Source organism: Irregularibacter muris (genome assembly GCF_024622505.1).
In the GTDB taxonomy this organism is placed as follows: domain Bacteria; phylum Bacillota; class Clostridia; order Eubacteriales; family Garciellaceae; genus Irregularibacter; species Irregularibacter muris.
On sequence record NZ_JANKAS010000007.1, the window covers coordinates 72,973 to 91,004 of the forward strand.

Here is an 18,032-nt window from a genome sequence, read left to right on the forward strand (position 1 = left end):
AAAAGAATTATCTCCCCTATTATAACAATTTAAAAGAAAATTACAAAATGATTATAGATAGGGACAGACATAGGTTGCAGAAAAAGCATAAAAAATAGAGAAGAACTAGGTGGTGAAAAGTTGTTTAATCTTGAGGAACAGTTAAAAAAATTACCGGAAAAGCCCGGCGTATATATTATGAAAAATCAGCAGGATGAAATTATTTATGTGGGAAAGGCAATTTCCTTAAAAAATAGAGTAAGACAATATTTTCAATCCTCTAAAAATCATTCAGTAAAGGTAAAATCCATGGTAAAGCAGATTGTTGACTTTGAGTACATTGTTACAGATTCTGAATTGGAGGCATTGATTTTAGAATGCAATTTGATAAAAAAACATCGTCCAAGATATAATGTATTATTAAAGGATGATAAAACCTATCCCTATATTAAGGTTACCCTTCAAGACCCCTTTCCAAGGGTAATTCTTACTCGACAGGTGAGAAAGGATGGGGCAAAATATTTTGGACCATATACTTCTTCTTTTGCAGTAAAACAAACCCTAGAGGCTATAAAAAGAGCTTATCCTATCCGGGTGTGCAATAGAAAGATTGGCCCCGAGGGTATGACTGAAAGACCTTGCCTCAACTACCATATCAGACAATGTATAGGGCCTTGTAGAGGGGATGTGCATCAAGGGGAGTATCGGGAAATGATTGATGAAATCATTCAAATTCTAGACGGAAAACAGGAAAAACTTATAGAAAAGTTAGAAGCAGAAATGCTAGAGGCAGCACAAAACATGGAGTTTGAAAAGGCCTCTTTACTGAGGGATCAAATTAGGGGATTGCATCAAATCGCAGAAAAACAAAAGATAGTTTCCACATCTCTATCGGATCAGGATGTTATCGCCTTTGCCCGGGGGATTGATGAAGCCTGTGTGCAAGTGTTTTTCATAAGAGGTGGGAAACTTATTGGTCGAGAGCATTTTATGCTCAATGGGGTAGAGGAGATGGAAAGGGGAGAAATCATGACCCAATTTGTCAAGCAGTTTTATGGAGGCACTCCCTTTATTCCCAAGGAGATTTTATTACAAGAAGAAATTGATGAGGCTCAAATTATTCACCGATGGTTAAGCGATAAAAAAGGAAGTAAAGTAGTTTTAAGAGTTCCTTACAAAGGGGAAAAGAAAAAGCTAATAGATATGGTGAGCAAAAACGCGGTCATTACTTTAGAGCAATTTAGTGATAAAATGAAACGAGAAAAGGAAAAGGGTACAAAGGCTTTAAAGGAATTACAAGAAATTCTTCAACTCCCTACAATGCCCCATAGAATTGAGGGCTTTGACATTTCAAATATTCAAGGTACAGATAGTGTGGGCTCTATGGTGGTGATAGAGGGTGGAAAACCAAAGAAAAGTGATTATAGGAGATTTAAAATAAAATGGGTGCATGGCCCTAATGATTACGCCAGTATGCAGGAAATTGTACAAAGAAGATTAACTCGAGGAATGAAGGAGAAAAAGGAATTAGAAAAAGAGAATATCTCCCCAGCACAGGGAAAGTTCTCCCGTTTACCCGATGTTATCATGATTGATGGAGGATTAGGCCACGCTCAATCAGTGGAAAAGGTTCTGGGAGAATTAGGTATACAAATCCCTGTTTGCGGTATGGTGAAGGATGATAAGCATCGCACCAGGGGACTTATTTATCAGGGGGAGGAAGTATATATAGAGAAATCATCCCCTTTATTTCAAATGATTACCCGACTACAGGATGAAGCCCATAGATTTGCCCTCTCCTACCATCAAAGTTTGAGGAAGAAAACTTCTCTATATTCGGTTTTAGATGAAATCCCCGGGGTGGGAGCTGTGAGGAAAAAAGCTTTATTAAAACACTATGGAGGGATAAATGGCATAAAAAAGGCTACGGTAGAAGAACTTAAATCTATACCGGGCATGAATGAAGCTACTGCTCAAGAAGTTTATAATTTTTTTCATACTTCACATAAGAAATAGACAATAAAAGATAAGCATATTGTAGATTTACCAGGACCTAAATAAAAGAAACATGGACTTGTTATTCAGATTTCAACTTGTTTATCTATAGGGAAACAACTCTGATTCATCATAAAAGAAAGGTATATTTTTGATGAAGATTTTAAATTGTTTCCCTATATAGGTTTGTATTAAAATAGCAACAAACAGGATAGGGAGGAAGAAGATGAACTACAAATTAGTAGCAGCGGATTTAGATGATTCACTACTGGGTGACGACCGTCGCATCAGTAAAGAAAATAAAAAAGCCATAGAAGAGGTTGTAAAAGAGGGGGGAGTGTTTACCATAGCTACAGGGAGACCTCTACAGGGCTGTGTTGCCTTTGTGGAGGAATTAGGCCTAGATGTCCCCTTTATTACCTATAATGGTGCATTAGTGATCAAAGGAAAATCTATGGAAGTTTTATATCATAAAGCCATTGAAGCCCAAGACGGCATAAATATTATAAAAGAGGGTAAAAAAAATAATGCCACTATATTGGTGTTTCATGATAATAAACTATATGTTAATGAATTAAATGAACGAACAAAAAACTATCACAAAACCTCTACCATGCTACCCCATTTGGAAGAAGATTTAGAATCTATAGCGAAAATGGGGGCAACAAAAATTCTTTTATACCATGAGCCCGAGGAAATAAAAAAAATACAACAAGATATGAAAGAAAATTTTAAAGGTAAGGTAAATTTTCATATTTCTAAGCCTTATTTTTTAGAATTTGTCCATCAGGATGTTTCCAAGGGAGATGCTTTAGCAGCCTTAGCCCAAAGCATGGGTATATCTTCCCAAGGGGTCATTGCCATTGGGGATAGCTATAATGACATCTCCATGATTGAATATGCAGGGCTAGGAGTGGCGGTATCCAATGCCCATCCGGAGGTAAAAGTCCATGCAGATTATATTAGCAAATCCAATAGAGAACATGGAGTAGCACAAGTATTAAGAAAATTTGTTTTGGGGGAATAAATATGTCGGCCTTAAGAGTACAAGAGATGAGTGCAGAAATGAATTTAGAAATTATTTACCAAGGAAGCAATCTCGCTTTAGACATTAGCAGTAGTGATATTAACCGTCCCGGACTACAATTATATGGCTATTTTGAATATTTCGATCAGGATCGGGTACAAATTCTAGGGAAGGTAGAGTGGAGTTATTTATCTTCCTTGTCTCCAGAAGAACGAAGAGTAAAACTGGAAAACTTCTTTTCAAGGTATTTTCCCTGTTTAATTATTGCATGGGATTTAGAAGTTTTTCCTGAAATTATAGAATATGCAAAAAAATACGACCGCACTGTTTTAAGGACACCTCTCCATACCACGAAAGTCATGTATAATGTCATTAATTATCTGGATGAAAAACTAGCACCTCAGGTAAGGCTTCATGGTGTTTTGGTAGAAGTCTATGGTATAGGAATCTTTATCACCGGTTCCAGTGGAGTAGGGAAAAGTGAGACTGCCCTAGAATTGGTAAAAAGGGGCCATCGTTTAATTGCCGATGATTTAGTACAAATCAAACAAATTGCAGGCAATCAATTGATAGGAGAAGCCCCAGAAGTATTAAAATACTTTATAGAAATTAGGGGTGTGGGCATTATCGATGTAAAAACCCTCTATGGAGTAGGGGCCATAAAAGATTCCATGGAAATTGATATGGTCATTCATTTGGAGGATTGGCAGGAAGGGAAATATTATGACCGTTTGGGATTGGAAAATGAAATGATGGACATCATGGATGTAGCAGTGCCTAAGGTGACTATCCCTGTCATGCCCGGTCGTAATTTATCCATTATTATTGAAACCGCGGCTCGAAATCACAGAGAAAAAATAATGGGCTACAATGCCGCTCAAGCCTTTGTGGATAAGGTATATCAGATTACTACTAATCAAGCTGCCCAAGAAGAAGAGGAGATGGAAAAATGAAATTTGTACTAGATACCCATTGTCATACCATTGTCAGTGGGCATGCATATAGCACCCTTACAGAAATGGTAGAGGGAGCAAAACAAAATGGTATGGAGCTCATAGCCATTACCGAACACGGTCCAGCTTTACCCAGTGCACCCCACTATTATTATTTTGGAAATCTAAAGGTGGTGCCCCCTGAAATACAGGGAGTAAAAATATTAAAGGGTGTGGAGGCCAACATCATAGATTATGATGGAAATATTGATATGCCTGAAACCTATTTAAAAAGATTGGATATTATCCTGGCCAGTCTTCATGACATCTGTATTGAGCCAGGCACTGTCCAGAAAAATACCAGTGCCATAGTGGGAGCTATGAACAACCCCGATGTAGATATCATTGCCCATTCGGGGAATCCCCTATTTCCTGTAGATTATGACAAGATCTTAGAGACCGCAAAGAAAACCAATACTCTACTGGAAATAAACAACAGCTCTTTTGTAGCTACCAGAAAAGGTAGTTATAAAAACTGCTATTATATTGCACAAAAATGTAAGGAAATGGAGATTCCTATCGTGATAGGAAGTGATGCCCATTATGCCTTAGATGCAGGAGAGTTCACTAAAGCAAGAAGATTATTGGAAGAAGTAGATTTTCCAGAGGAATTGATCATGAATACCCATGTGGAAAAACTTATAAAATATCTAAAAGATAAGGGGAGAACGCCTTTTCACGATATTCGTATTCATGACCATATGAATATGTAGAATATGTAAGGAATAGTAAAAGAAATGTGAGAATAGATATAGAGTAAAAGGTCAGAAGGAGGAGTATTCATGAGAAAGAGAGGACCTTTTACTCTTTTTTTATGCATAATCATATTTTTATATTTAATTATAGCCCCTTTTTATTTATTTTCCTTGGAACGGGAAGATTTAGATAGAAATAAAAAGGAAGATAAACTAGATTGGAAAGGGGTAATTACCCTATGGGATATCCCTAGACCCACCGCTGCAGGAAGTAGCTTTGGATGGATTAGGGGAAGAATTAATGCCTTTGAAAAAAAACATCCCAATGTTCTTATTGACTTAAGAGAACTCATCCATGAAAATAGAGAGGAGACCGTGTTAAAGGCTCTAAAGGAAGGGGAAGGACCAGATATACTCCCCCTTTTTGTTGACCAAAATCCTATACCATTGCAACACATAAAGCCCTTGGATCAATGGATGAACCCAGGGGTCACTAATGGAGTAAAAAAAGAAGCCTTACAGGTTGCAACCTACCAAAATAAAGTATATGGGGTGCCTTTTTCTATGACGGGCAATGTTCTTATACTCAATACAGATCTTCTGCAGAAGATTGGCTGTAAAACTCCTAAAAAAGAATCCTGGAATTATCAGGAGTTTATTAATCTCTTACAAAGTATAGAAAAAGCCAAGGGAGAGGAAGAAGTATTCTCCTTTGATGCCTATCTCGGGAAGGGTGAAGGGAGCCTAATGCCTATCCTTTTATCTGATGGTGGTGCAGTTTATCAACAAGAGGAGCAACGATTTGCCTTTTACCAGCCTGAGATGATTTCAGGCCTTCAAAAATTATTGAATATAAAACTTAAGGGCAACACCCAAGGGGAATTTGGTGCAAGAAGCAAAGGTGATGTATACAAGGACTTTCTGGAAGAGCAGAAAACCGCAGTATTGGCGGCAGATAGCAATATTATTTATGTGCTAGAAAGACTAAAGAAAAATGGTGAAGGTTTTGCCTATCAGGTAATGCCCTTTCCTGTGGGCAATATGGATATTCCCATATGGTATAGTCATCAAACATCAGTCTATTCCATAGTAAAAAAGCAAGAAGAAGACCCTGCAAAGCAAGAAATCCTAGAGGAATTTTTAGCCTTTCTTTTAGAAGAGGAATCCCAACAATCCTTAAAGTCATTAGGAGCTTTTCCCACCAATGACAATGGGAAGGGTCTATATGATGAAGACTCTTTAATAAATGAATGGTACAATAGGGGATATGAGTATCAAAGCTATCCCTTACACCCCCAGTGGTCAGAAATAGAAGATAAGATGATAGAAAGTATAAAAGCCGTACTTACGGGGACAAAATCTCCTACAGAATCCTTCAAAGATTTGCAAGATCAGGTAGAGAGTTTTAAATAGCTCCTTATGTTCCCATTTTACTTGATTTATAAAAAGCAAAAAAGGTATACTCAGGATATGAATTTCACAGGGTATAATTTGGTACAATAACAACAAAGAGCTATAATTGTACTTATGAAACAATTTGTTGAGGAGAGGATAAGATGGATAAAAATGGGGTTTATAAGCTCCTTTTAGATAGAATAGCTCCAGAGAGGATTTTAAGGGATGAACCTATGAAAAAACATACATCCTTTAAAATTGGAGGCCCAGCTGATTTTTTGATACTTCCCCAAGGAGTAGAGGAAATAAAAGAAATCGTCCAGCTATGTAAGGAAGAAAAAGTACCATTTTTTATTATGGGTAATGGGAGTAATTTATTGGTCAGAGATAAAGGAATGAGAGGTATTGTAGTAAAAATTGCTAAAAATTTTAGTCATGTGGAAATACAGGGAGAAAAGGTAACAGCTCACTCGGGCATATTATTATCCCGTTTAGCCAAAATGCTTTTAAGAGAAGAATTAGCAGGCTTTGAGTTTGCCAGTGGCATTCCGGGTACTTTGGGAGGAGCTGTGACCATGAATGCTGGAGCCTATGATGGAGAAATGAAGGATGTTCTTGAAAAAATAGAGGTAATGGATAAAGAAGGCAATGTTTTTGAATTGCAAGGGGAAGAAATGGCCCTAGGATATCGTCAAAGTGCGGTACAAAATATGGATTTAATCGTACTTACAGCTACCATGAAATTGAAAAAGGGCAAGTATCAGGACATTAAGGCTAAAATGGACGATTTAGACTATCGAAGAAAATCCAAACAGCCTCTAGAATGGCCCAGTGCAGGAAGCACTTTTAAAAGACCCACAGGTTATTATGCAGGAAAGCTGGTGCAAGACGTGGGATTAAAGGGATTTTCCATGGGCAGAGCACAGGTGTCTGAATTACATTCAGGATTTGTTATTAATAAGGGAGATGCATCTGCTGCAGAAGTGCTTTCTCTCATTGGACATATACAAGGAAAAGTTAAAGATAAATTTGGAGTAGATTTATGTACAGAGGTAAAAATAATAGGAGAAGAATAAAGTAAAAGGGCAACTTGTTATTAAAGTTGCTTTTTTGTTGAAAAAGCAGAACAAAGGGATGTGGATAGGAGGAAATGTATGAAGATCATAGCTGATTATCATACCCATACCAAGTATAGCCATGGCAAAGGGACCATTATAGAAAATGTATTGGCAGCTAAAAAAAAGGGTCTAAAAAAAGTAGTGATATCTGACCATGGGCCAAATCATATTGGTTTTGGAGTAAAAATTAAAAAATTTTTGAAGATGAGACAGGAAATAGATGAAATTAATGATAAAATAGAAGATATAGAAGTTTTAATGGGAATAGAATCTAATATTGTAGGGATAGATGGCACCATTGATGTGCCTGAGAAATATTTAGATTTATTTGATATTTTATTAGCAGGCTTTCATTATGGAGTAAGACCTAAATCCTTTAAGGACTTGTATTATTTAACCATTTTAAATGGATGGGAAAAAATATCTAGGACAAAGATAAAGAGAGTAAGGGAGATCAATACCCATGCAGCGATAAAAGCTATCGAGAGATATCCCATACAGATCATTACCCATCCTGGAGCTAAGATACCCATTGATACTGACAAGCTATCAAGGGCAGCAGCTAAAAAGGGTACCTGGTTGGAAATAAACGCAAGTCATGGATATTTGACCAAAGAATACATCCATATTGCTAAAGGCAATCATGCGATGTTTGTTATAAATAGTGATGCACACACCCCTGAACGGGTGGGAGATTTTGAAAGGGCAATTCATATTGCTCGAGAGGCAGGATTAGAGGCAAAGGATATTATAAACGCTCAGAAAGGAGACTAGAGATGAGATTTGTGATTATAACGGGTTTATCTGGGGCTGGTAAGAGCCAGGCGGTGAAGTCCTTTGAGGATTTAGGATATTTTTGTGTAGATAATCTACCACCTAAATTAATTCCAAAGTTTGCTGATTTATGCTTTCAATCCCAAGGTAAAATAGAAAAAGTAGCCCTGGTTATCGATATTAGAGGGGGAATATTTTTCGATGATCTAGTAGAGGTCTTAAAAGACCTTGAGGTAGGGGATTATTCCCATGAAATTCTATTTCTAGAGGCATCCGATGAGGTATTGATTAAGCGCTTTAAAGAGACAAGAAGAAATCACCCTCTAGCACCAAGGGGATTGGTTTCTGTAGGAATAAATGAAGAACGGAAAAAATTAGGACAGATAAAGTCCATGGCCGATCAAATTATCAACACATCCGATCTGAAACCTAAGGAATTAAAGGAAAAAATAAGAGAAATCTACCAAGATCATCAAAATGATCATAGGATGTTGATTAATATTTTATCCTTTGGTTTTAAATATGGCATTCCCTTAGACAGCGATCTTGTTTTTGATGTTCGGTTTTTACCGAATCCCTTTTATATTGAAAGTTTAAGATCTCATACAGGCAAGGATGAACAAGTGCAAAACTATGTATTAAAGTTTGAAGATACAAAGACCTTTATACAGAAGTTAGAGGATATGGCAGACTTTTTAATTCCCAATTATGTAAAAGAGGGGAAATCCCAACTGGTGATTAGTATTGGTTGCACCGGCGGGAAGCACCGCTCAGTGACGATTGCTAACTCCCTATACCATAGTCTGACCCAGAAAGGGCATTGGGTAGTTATTAATCATAGAGATATTGAAAAGGATAGAGAGGCGTTAAGAGAATGAATCCTCTGCATTGGTTAGATCCAGGAATGAAAATTAAAAGATGGATTTTACTGGGAATCGCGGGAGTTTTTTCAACCAGTATAGGGATTGCTTATATCCTAAAAAGTTTTCCCCTAGGAAAGCTAAGAACTTTTCCTCTTCTGTTTATTCTTTTGGGAATGGTACTCATGGTTATTGCCTTGCGCCAAGGATTTATATCTTTGATTTCATGTCTAGGGGAGGGAAATGAAGCATTAGAAAGTTTTCCCAAGAGTCTAAGTCCCTATATTTTGAAGGAGAAAATTAAAATAAAAGGTCCTAAAATAGTGGTAATAGGCGGAGGTACAGGTTCATCTGTATTACTACGGGGGTTAAAAAAGTATACATCCAATATTACGGCCATTGTCACTGTAGCAGATGATGGCGGGAGCTCTGGTAAGCTGCGGGAGGACTTGGGTATGCTGCCACCTGGCGATATTAGAAGTTGTATATTGGCCCTGGCAGATACCGAACCCACCATGGAAAAGCTTTTGCAGTACCGTTTTAAAGAAGGAAGCTTAAAGGGGCAAAGCTTTGGAAATCTATTTATTGCAGCCATGAACGAGATTACTGGAAATTTTGAAGAGGCAGTAAGAAAAACCAGTGATGTTTTAAAGGTAAAAGGTACAGTATTGCCTGTAACATTAGAAGATATTATTCTCTATGCAGAATTAAAAAATGGGGAAATTGTAAAGGGTGAATCCCAAATCCCCATAGTGGCTAAGGAAAAAGGACAAAAAATTAAAAGAGTATCTATTGAACCCTCAAAGGTAGAACCTCTGCAATACGGTCTTAAAGCCATAAGAGAGGCAGATGCCATCATTTTGGGACCAGGGAGCCTATATACCAGCATTATTCCCAATCTATTGGTGGATGGAATTGGCAATGAAATCAGCCAATCCAAGGCCCTTAAAATCTATGTCTCAAATATTATGACCCAGTCGGGGGAAACCGATGGTTATAGCGTAGGGGAACATATTGAAGCCATAGTAAAACATGCAGGAAATACCCAAAAACCCATTATAGATTATGTCATTGCCAATAATGGAGAAATACCGGATTACCTCATAGAGAAATATAAAAGGGAAGATTCTTCCCCTGTAACTCTAAAGGAGGAGGAGGTAAGTCAATCCACCTATCAATATATTATTGATAATTTTGTAGAGATTAAAAAACATTATCTCCGTCATGATACAGATAAAGTGGCAAAGACTATTTTTCAATTAATAGCCGATGAAAAACTAATATGGGACAAAACCAGACTATTGGATTATAATTATATAAAATCCCATTTAAGAGAGAAAAACAATAAACGAAACCAGTCCTAGATATTTAGGACTGATTTTTATTGATAAAATTTAGAAAATTTTTAGATCTGACATGCATAAAAGTGGTAATATGGTTATAGGGATTAATGATAATAGAGAATAGAAAAAATGAAAAAAGGGAGGGATAGACATATTTGGATTAGGCATTTCCCAAGAAATATTTTGGATTGGGGTTATGATCGTGTTTGTCATTATAGAAGCTGTGACTTTAGGTCTTACCACGATTTGGTTTGCCCTGGGAGCTCTCATTGCCTTATTAGCATCCATGCTGGGAGCATCTTTACCTATACAAATTTTTCTGTTTTTGTTGGGATCGGGAATATCCTTATATTTTACAAGACCGGTTGTACAGAAAATATTAAAGGTTGGCCATACCAGGACCAATGTGGATGGTTTAGTTGGACAAAAGGCTAGAGTGATTGAAAGGGTAAATCCCGTAGAAGGCAAGGGCAAAGTCATGGTGGCAGGACAAGTTTGGTCTGCCAAGACACTAGATGGATGTATCCTTGAAGAGGATGAAGAAGTAGAAATATTGGATATACAAGGTGTTAAATTGGTTGTAAAGACCCTACAAGAATAGAAAGGAAGGATAAAATGTTATCATTTATAGTAGGTTTTATTATTATTGTGGCAATTATTAGTTTAGTAATTAGCAATATTCGAATTGTACCCCAAGCTACAGCCTTTGTTATTGAAAGATTGGGAGCTTATCAAGGAACCTGGAGTGTGGGGCTTCATGTGAAGGTGCCTTTAATTGATCGAGTGGCCAATAGAGTATCCCTAAAAGAAAGAGTCGTGGATTTTCCCCCTCAACCTGTAATTACCAAGGATAACGTTACTATGCAAATTGATACCGTGGTATATTATCAGATTACCGATTCTAAATCCTATACCTATGGAGTAGAAAATCCTATTTCAGCCATAGAAAATCTCACAGCTACTACCCTAAGAAATATTATAGGAGATTTAGAGCTTGATGAAACCCTTACTTCTAGAGATACCATCAATACCCAAATGAGGAGTATCCTAGATGAAGCAACTGATCCCTGGGGGATCAAAGTAAATCGAGTAGAATTGAAAAACATTATTCCCCCTGCTGAAATTCAAGATGCTATGGAAAGACAAATGAAAGCAGAGCGAGAGAGACGGGAAGCTATCCTTAGGGCAGAGGGAGAGAAAAAATCTGCTGTTTTAGTATCAGAAGGAAGAAAAGAATCTGCCATTTTAGAAGCCCAGGCTGAAAAAGAGGCAGCAATTCTTCGGGCGGAAGCCAAAAAAGAGGCACAAATCCGAGAAGCAGAAGGTCAAGCAGAAGCCATTTTAAAAGTGCAAGAAGCTACCGCAGAGGGCTTGCGTATGCTAAATCAAGCTGCGCCTACCCAAGAGGTTATTTCTCTAAAAAGCTTAGAAGCCTTTGCTAAAGCAGCCGACGGCAAGGCTACAAAAATTATCATCCCCTCAGAAATTCAAGGATTGGCAGGACTGGCAACGTCCTTAGGAGAATTTGTGAAGAAGGAAGATTAAGATGGAAAGAGATTGTGTAAACACAATCTCTTTTTTAATATTCATAGAGAAACAGGACCCAATACTGTGCAGTGGCTTAAACAATGTGTAGAAGGGGAAATAATAAGAGGAATAACTGATCTTGGTTTTGCTGGACAGGGGTATCCTTTCAAACAATCTCAGAAAATTTGTGTTAAGTGGACAGTAAGATACAGTACAAAAAATATTAATATTACGTTGGTCTAGTACATGGTAAACACCTTAATTATTAAGTATATTTGTGATTAAATAGATATACAAATAAATGAAATTAAACGTATAAATGCATCAAGATATAAAAATCTTGATGCATTTATTTTGATGTAGGAAAATTCGTCTAGCTAGCAAGGGACCAAATTTTCCTATATCACTAGAGTGGCGATAGCCGCCTTCTTGTATATAGACCTAAAATTTTCTGTTTAATAGGAGAATATTATGCATATAGGCATATACATACAATGCAAATACCTTCCCAAAATAAAAGTGCTAATAATTGAAACATAAATTTGAAAAGTCTTTAAAGTTTTTAATTAGGTAAAACTATTTGTTAGTCTATTACGAATATAAATATGTGCAGGTAAGAAGGGACTCTTAATTCTTCCTATGGAAGTGAGGCATGAGATGTGAATGAAGAGCTACAATGGATAAAGCAGATTAGATTAGAATCAAATAAGATGGCAGCAAATAAGCTTATAACTAAATATTATAAAGAAATATATGCTTATATATACAGACAAACCTTAAACAAGGAATTATCTATGGATCTAACCCAAGAAATATTTATAAGGGTACTACAATCTATCAGTAACTATGATGAGAAAAAGGCTTCTTTTAGAACATGGCTATACAGGATATCTACCTATAGGATTGTAGATTATTATCGATCAAAGCATTATAAATACAATTCTCTAGAGACTTCCATTAATGATTATGACATTAAAGATAATGAAGATTTTACGATATCGGTGGAATACAAGGAAGATGTTGAAAAAATCATGGAAGTAGTAAACAAATTGGATATTTCAAATCAGCGAATTTTAAGACTAAAGCTTTTTGCAGACTACACTTTTAAGGAAATATCGGAGATACTTGGGCTTTCTGAGTCTACAGTAAAAACAAAATATTATTCTACTGTAAAAAGAATAAAGAAAGACTTGAAGGAGTGGTAAATATGCCAAAGCATAGATTAAAAATAGATTTTCCCAATGAAAGGATAATAGAATCCCAGATTCAAAAAATTATTTCTAAAGGCATTAAGCCAAAGGAATCTTTTTATGGCTATGTGAAGAATATGTATCAAAGAATAGGACTAAGGTATATATTTCACGATGCAACGGAAATTGCCTTCACATTTTTTATTGTTGCATTTATTTTAGTCCGTTTAACCATGGGGATAGCCATGGAGACTGGAGTACCCGATGAAAGCATATATTCCTTTATCTTTATTATTTCTCCCCTTTTATATTTATCCATGGCCTTAGTATCCTTTGTGAATACAAGGCTGAATGATACTTATGATCTTGAAATGACTTGTAAGTACAATATATATCAATTAGCTGCCTTTAGGATGCTCATATTTAGTATTACGAGTATTATAGCCAATACACTTATGATTTATTTTGTAACAATCATCTATCGACAAATGGATTTTTTCACTGCCTTAATGATTTCTACAACATCCCTATTTACATTTTCTACAATATTGTTATATGGAATGCAGAAACGAAATATCCCTATTATAAGATACTTTATAGTGGGAGGATGGATATTAGCTAATTTACTACTAATTATTTATAGTAAGAAATTTTATAATATGTTACTTAGCCATATTCCAATATATGTGTATTTAGTAGTCGCAATCGGCTGTATTTACACCTATATAAAAAATTTAAAGAAACTTATATTTTCCAGTGATTTAGGAGGAATGATTTAAATGTTAACAATATACAATGTTAGTAAAAACTTTGGGGATTTTTCTGCCCTTGAAAATATTAATCTTGAATTTACAAATGGAGTATATGGTTTATTAGCCCCTAATGGTGCAGGCAAGACGACCTTAATGAAGATAATAACTACACTGCTTTATCCCAGTGGAGGTGAGGTGCTTTATGATGGTCAAGATATTTTCAAAATGGGAGAGAATTATCGAGATATACTAGGCTATTTACCTCAAGAATTTGGATACTATAAAAATTATAGCCCAAAGCAATACCTTCTATATATAGCAGCTATAAAGGGAATAGAAGACAAAGTGGCCAAGGAAAGAGTGAAGAAACTTTTAAGGCTTGTAGCCTTGGAAGATGTTACAAATAAAAAGATGAAAAAATTCTCGGGTGGGATGATTCAACGAGTGGGAATAGCTCAAGCTATGTTAAATAATCCTAAAATTCTCATATTAGATGAACCAACAGCAGGGTTAGATCCAAGGGAAAGGGTACGATTTAGAAATCTTCTAACAGATCTGTCTAGGGAGAGGATTGTTATCCTATCAACCCATATTGTATCTGATGTGGAGTCCATAGCCAATGAAATTGTAATGATTAAAGATAAGGGGATTCTTTATAAAGATAGTATAAAAAATATCTGTAAGATAATAGAAGGAATGATATACGAAACTGAAATTGATTTTCAGGATGCTTCAAGTTTTAAAAGACGCTATCAATCTTTATCTGAAAAGCAAGAGGAAGGAAAAATGAAAATAAGATTTATATCTAAAGAAGCTCCTATTTCCACATGGAGATCAGTATCCCCAAGTCTTGAAGATGTATTTTTGTATATATATAATGATGGAACATTAGAAGGGGATAATGTATAAATGAATATAAGAGTCCATGAATTTAAAAAAGTGATTACTTCCCCAGTCATTATAGGACTCATAGTATTGTTTATAACTTTTAATTTTGTGTTAATCTTTCAACATAATTATATAGGAGATGAACTTCCAATCATAAATGAGCTTGTTAATAAGCTAGGATATGAAATCAACGATGAAATGCTGGGAAACTTTCAAGACTATTATGGAGATAAACTTAAAAAGATGAATGAAATGACATATACTAAGACCTCTAAAACTTATGTTAATGTAGGAAGTTTTCTAGAGGAAGTGGAGAGTAACTATGGGTTATATAAAGTTTATACAGATGAAGAGTTAGATTTTGTTAATCAGTTAATGGTTATAGAAACGTATCTTAGTTTAATAGAAGATATGGAGGATAAATATGCAACCCTTGATATGATGGAATTCGCAGAAGGACAGATATCCATGTATGGTCTCAGTGGTAGTGCTGCTGAAACAGTTAGAAGTAATTATCTAAAACTTGGAGAGAGACTAAACCAGCTCTTAGAAAATGGTGAGCATAAAAATATGTTTTTTATTGGACCAATATATAGAATGCATTCCTTATTATTTGAGAATATATTTAAAATGATAATTTTCCAGATAATGATCATAGTTGTCCTCATAACAGGTTATCTAATGAACTATGAATTTGAAAACAAAACCCCCCTTGTAGTCTATAGTACAAAGAGAGGGAGAAATATAATCTGGGACAAACTATTAGTATCAATAAGCAGTGGAATGATTGCCACAACACTTATTATGGGGATTACTTTAATAGGTTATTTCTCAGTATTTAGTTATACAGGACTTTGGAATGTCCCTATAAGTAATTACTTTAACTGGGAAAGTGTCTTTCCCCTTATTTCCTGGTGGAATATGTCCTTTCTCCAGTATTTAATAAGTTCAATCATTTTGACTTACATTTGTGGCATATTATTTACAGGCATTACATTTATACTGTCTATATTTACAAAAAGCAGCTATATTTCATTTTTTGCCTTTGGAATCCTATTTGGATTAATCTTGCTCATGCCTAATATAATGCCAAAGGACAATAACTTAATATTTGTACTAGGGTTCACCCCATTTAATTTAGTCCTTAATCCACACATTTGGTTTACAGGTACAGATCCCTTTTCAATCTTTAAGCATTATGAAACTATTACGGTAGGAGTATGGTCTCTATTCCTATTTATCACGGCGAGATTATCTGCTAGAAAATTTAAAAGAGAAGACATTTACTAAGGAGGCTATTTATGAAAATAGTTTTACATGAAATAAAAAAGGTTTTTAGGCTTAAAATGATTATAATAGTGATGTTTATGAGTTTGATCTTATATTTTTTACATACAAGTTATTATATAGATCACTTTCCAAATGGTAGACCCGCCTTAGATTCTTATAATATAAGTTTAGAAATGTTGGAGAATTATGGAGAGTCCATAGATGAGGAAGAATTTATACATTTCAAAAAAGTTTATGAAAAAGAGATAGAAAGAGCAAATCAGTATCTACAAGACAATAAATTAGCTAGAGAAACGGGTATAAGTACCTATGAAGAATTTCGTTCTATGGATCTGGCTGTAGAAAGTTTTCGTGAATTTAGTAGCTATATCATGTTTGAAGAAAATGTAGATTCTTTTTGGGAATTACAAGCTAGAGAAGATTTAATAAGAGATTATGAAGAAAAGGAAATATTCATCGAAGGGATTTCGAAAGTAAGTAATAAACAGCAAAGACAAAGAATTGATGAAGTTGTTAATGAAGGGATCATCAATTCAATATTTCCAGGTTTAATCCTTGATAACTATAGAAGTTATATAAGACAAGTATCTCTGATCATTCTTTTAAGTGTTATATTTATGCTATCTCCAATCTATTTAAGAGATAAGACTAATAATATAAATTACATCCAATATACATCTAAAATTGGTAGGAGGTTATTTAAAAAGAAGGCCGTAGCAGCTATAATAGCATCCTTTATCATAATAACATTGCAACTAATAGTGTTCTTCCTACTATATGCAACAAACCATACAGGGATGTTTTTAAATTCTAATATAATATCAATCTTTAGTAAAACCATATTTTGGTATAACCTTACTTTTACCCAATATATTATTTTGACTGTTATGGGAATATATGCACTTGGATTTATTATTGCCTTGACGGTAAGTTTTATATCTAGTTTAGCACCTAATTACATAACCATGATTGCAATCCAGATACCCTTAGTATTTTTTACTTCAAAAGTATTAATTATACATCTTATACATAGTTTAGCAGATATTAGTCTTCCTAAGTATTCCAGGGGCATAGCATATCTTGGTTTAATAATGCTATCATTAATACTAAATATTATAAGATGGAAGAGAGAAAAAGTTGTGGATATAGCCTAATTTTCATTTATCAATACTTTTAAAATAGACAGATATAGAGGATAAGGGATAGTTGAAGGATGAAAGAATAAAATTAGGAAAAGTAAGTTGTAAATATAAAATTATTCATTGATATATTCATTGATAAACTATATCATGTATATAATTTATATAAATACCAACTAAAGGTACCTTATGAGATTTTTCAACATATTCATAGAGCAAGAATAAAAAGGGGGGCTTTGATGATTACTGATTATCATGTTCACTTGGAGACAGGACCCTATACTATGCAGTGGCTTAAACAATATGTAGAGGCAGCACAAAAACAGGGAGTAACCGACTTGGGATTTTCTGAGCACGGATACCGCTTTAAGCAGTCAAAAGAAATATTATGGAATTCTTGGATTGAAAAAAGACAAACAGAGGATATAGAGGATTATGTGAATTTAATTTTAAAAGCGAAAAAACAGGGATTGCCAGTTAAGTTAGGTATAGAAATGGATTTTATACCAGGCAAGGAGGAAGAAATCGAGGAGTTTCTAAATCCCTATCCTTGGGATTATGTCATTGGTTCTGTTCATTGGTTAGGGGATTGGGGATTTGATATAATAGAGAGGAGAGAAGGTTGGAAGAATAAGAATGTCATGAAGGTTTATGAGGAATATTTTTATATCATAAAGCAATTATTGGACTCCCAACAATTTGATATAGTAGGGCATATTGATGTAATAAAAGTACTTGGACATCAGCCTGAAAAAAAAGATCAAGATTTACTAGAGGAACTTTATGATGAACTCATTCCCCATATAAAAGATAGTGGTATTACTGTGGAAATGAGTACCGCAGGGCTTAGAAAGCCTGTACAAGAACTCTATCCTTCAAGATTGTTAATGGAGAAATTAAGGTCTCATGGTATTCCCATGATGATCAATTCTGATGCCCATCGGCCAGAGGATGTGGGAAGAGATTATGATAAGGGCATTGCTTATTTAAAACAATATGATATTGGAGAAATTAGCACCTTTGAAAATCGAAAAAGAAAAATAGTTCCCTTAGGCTAAAAGAATACAA

Annotated in this window: 17 protein-coding genes; all 17 read left to right on the top strand. The window is 35.1% G+C overall.

All coding sequences use genetic code 11. The features are described from left to right. Positions 1 to 120: 120 nt before the first annotated feature. The 17 genes from uvrC (at position 121) to NSA47_RS09180 (ending at position 18,022) form a co-directional block, all read left to right on the top strand. The gene (uvrC, locus tag NSA47_RS09100; RefSeq protein WP_257531171.1) at positions 121 to 1,995 is read left to right on the top strand and encodes an excinuclease ABC subunit UvrC; all 1,875 of its coding nucleotides are present in this window, start codon (positions 121 to 123) and stop codon (positions 1,993 to 1,995) included. A gap of 205 nt (positions 1,996 to 2,200) precedes the next feature. Further along, entirely contained in the window at positions 2,201 to 3,001 is an 801-nt protein-coding gene (locus NSA47_RS09105; protein WP_257531173.1) for a Cof-type HAD-IIB family hydrolase, read from the top strand. A gap of 2 nt (positions 3,002 to 3,003) precedes the next feature. After that, positions 3,004 to 3,954, top strand: a complete 951-nt coding sequence (gene hprK, locus NSA47_RS09110; protein ID WP_257531175.1) for an HPr(Ser) kinase/phosphatase — start codon at positions 3,004 to 3,006, stop codon at positions 3,952 to 3,954. Next, positions 3,951 to 4,706 (top strand): phosphatase, encoded by a 756-nt coding sequence (locus tag NSA47_RS09115; protein WP_257531178.1) that lies wholly within the window; start codon positions 3,951 to 3,953, stop codon positions 4,704 to 4,706. Before hprK ends, NSA47_RS09115 begins: the two co-directional genes overlap by 4 nt. Before the next feature lie 69 nt (positions 4,707 to 4,775). Further along, entirely contained in the window at positions 4,776 to 6,101 is a 1,326-nt protein-coding gene (locus tag NSA47_RS09120; RefSeq protein ID WP_257531180.1) for an ABC transporter substrate-binding protein, read from the top strand. Positions 6,102 to 6,244: 143 nt separating this feature from the next. Further along, entirely contained in the window at positions 6,245 to 7,159 is a 915-nt protein-coding gene (gene murB, locus NSA47_RS09125) for a UDP-N-acetylmuramate dehydrogenase (RefSeq protein WP_257531182.1), read from the top strand. A 78-nt stretch (positions 7,160 to 7,237) separates the two neighbouring features. Then, the gene (locus NSA47_RS09130) at positions 7,238 to 7,975 is read left to right on the top strand and encodes a PHP domain-containing protein (protein WP_257531184.1); all 738 of its coding nucleotides are present in this window, start codon (positions 7,238 to 7,240) and stop codon (positions 7,973 to 7,975) included. A gap of 2 nt (positions 7,976 to 7,977) precedes the next feature. Then, complete coding sequence (gene rapZ / locus NSA47_RS09135; RefSeq protein WP_257531186.1) at positions 7,978 to 8,853, top strand: RNase adapter RapZ; 876 nt, start codon at positions 7,978 to 7,980, stop codon at positions 8,851 to 8,853. Continuing rightward, a complete protein-coding gene (mgfK, locus tag NSA47_RS09140; RefSeq protein ID WP_257531188.1) occupies positions 8,850 to 10,199 on the top strand; it encodes a gluconeogenesis morphogenetic factor MgfK in 1,350 nt (449 codons plus the stop codon). The genes rapZ and mgfK overlap by 4 nt, the downstream gene beginning before the upstream one ends. 181 nt (positions 10,200 to 10,380) lie before the next feature. Further along, a complete protein-coding gene (locus NSA47_RS09145; protein ID WP_257531190.1) occupies positions 10,381 to 10,779 on the top strand; it encodes an NfeD family protein in 399 nt (132 codons plus the stop codon). A 14-nt stretch (positions 10,780 to 10,793) separates the two neighbouring features. Then, positions 10,794 to 11,723, top strand: coding sequence for an SPFH domain-containing protein (locus NSA47_RS09150; RefSeq protein ID WP_257531192.1), 930 nt, complete (start codon positions 10,794 to 10,796; stop codon positions 11,721 to 11,723). 641 nt (positions 11,724 to 12,364) lie between these two features. Then, the gene (locus tag NSA47_RS09155; RefSeq protein WP_257531194.1) at positions 12,365 to 12,910 is read left to right on the top strand and encodes an RNA polymerase sigma factor; all 546 of its coding nucleotides are present in this window, start codon (positions 12,365 to 12,367) and stop codon (positions 12,908 to 12,910) included. Positions 12,911 to 12,912: 2 nt separating this feature from the next. Further along, positions 12,913 to 13,674, top strand: a complete 762-nt coding sequence (locus NSA47_RS09160) for a hypothetical protein (protein WP_257531196.1) — start codon at positions 12,913 to 12,915, stop codon at positions 13,672 to 13,674. Continuing rightward, positions 13,675 to 14,556 carry an ABC transporter ATP-binding protein gene (locus NSA47_RS09165; RefSeq protein WP_257531198.1) on the top strand — a complete coding sequence of 294 codons (882 nt, stop codon included), beginning with the start codon at positions 13,675 to 13,677 and terminating at the stop codon, positions 14,554 to 14,556. Further along, on the top strand, positions 14,557 to 15,825 hold the full coding sequence (locus tag NSA47_RS09170; RefSeq protein ID WP_257531200.1) for an ABC transporter permease subunit: 1,269 nt from the start codon (positions 14,557 to 14,559) through the stop codon (positions 15,823 to 15,825). Between the two features lie 11 nt (positions 15,826 to 15,836). Beyond that, entirely contained in the window at positions 15,837 to 16,979 is a 1,143-nt protein-coding gene (locus tag NSA47_RS09175; RefSeq protein ID WP_257531203.1) for a hypothetical protein, read from the top strand. Between the two features lie 224 nt (positions 16,980 to 17,203). After that, positions 17,204 to 18,022 carry a histidinol-phosphatase gene (locus tag NSA47_RS09180; RefSeq protein WP_257531205.1) on the top strand — a complete coding sequence of 273 codons (819 nt, stop codon included), beginning with the start codon at positions 17,204 to 17,206 and terminating at the stop codon, positions 18,020 to 18,022. Positions 18,023 to 18,032 lie beyond the last annotated feature (10 nt).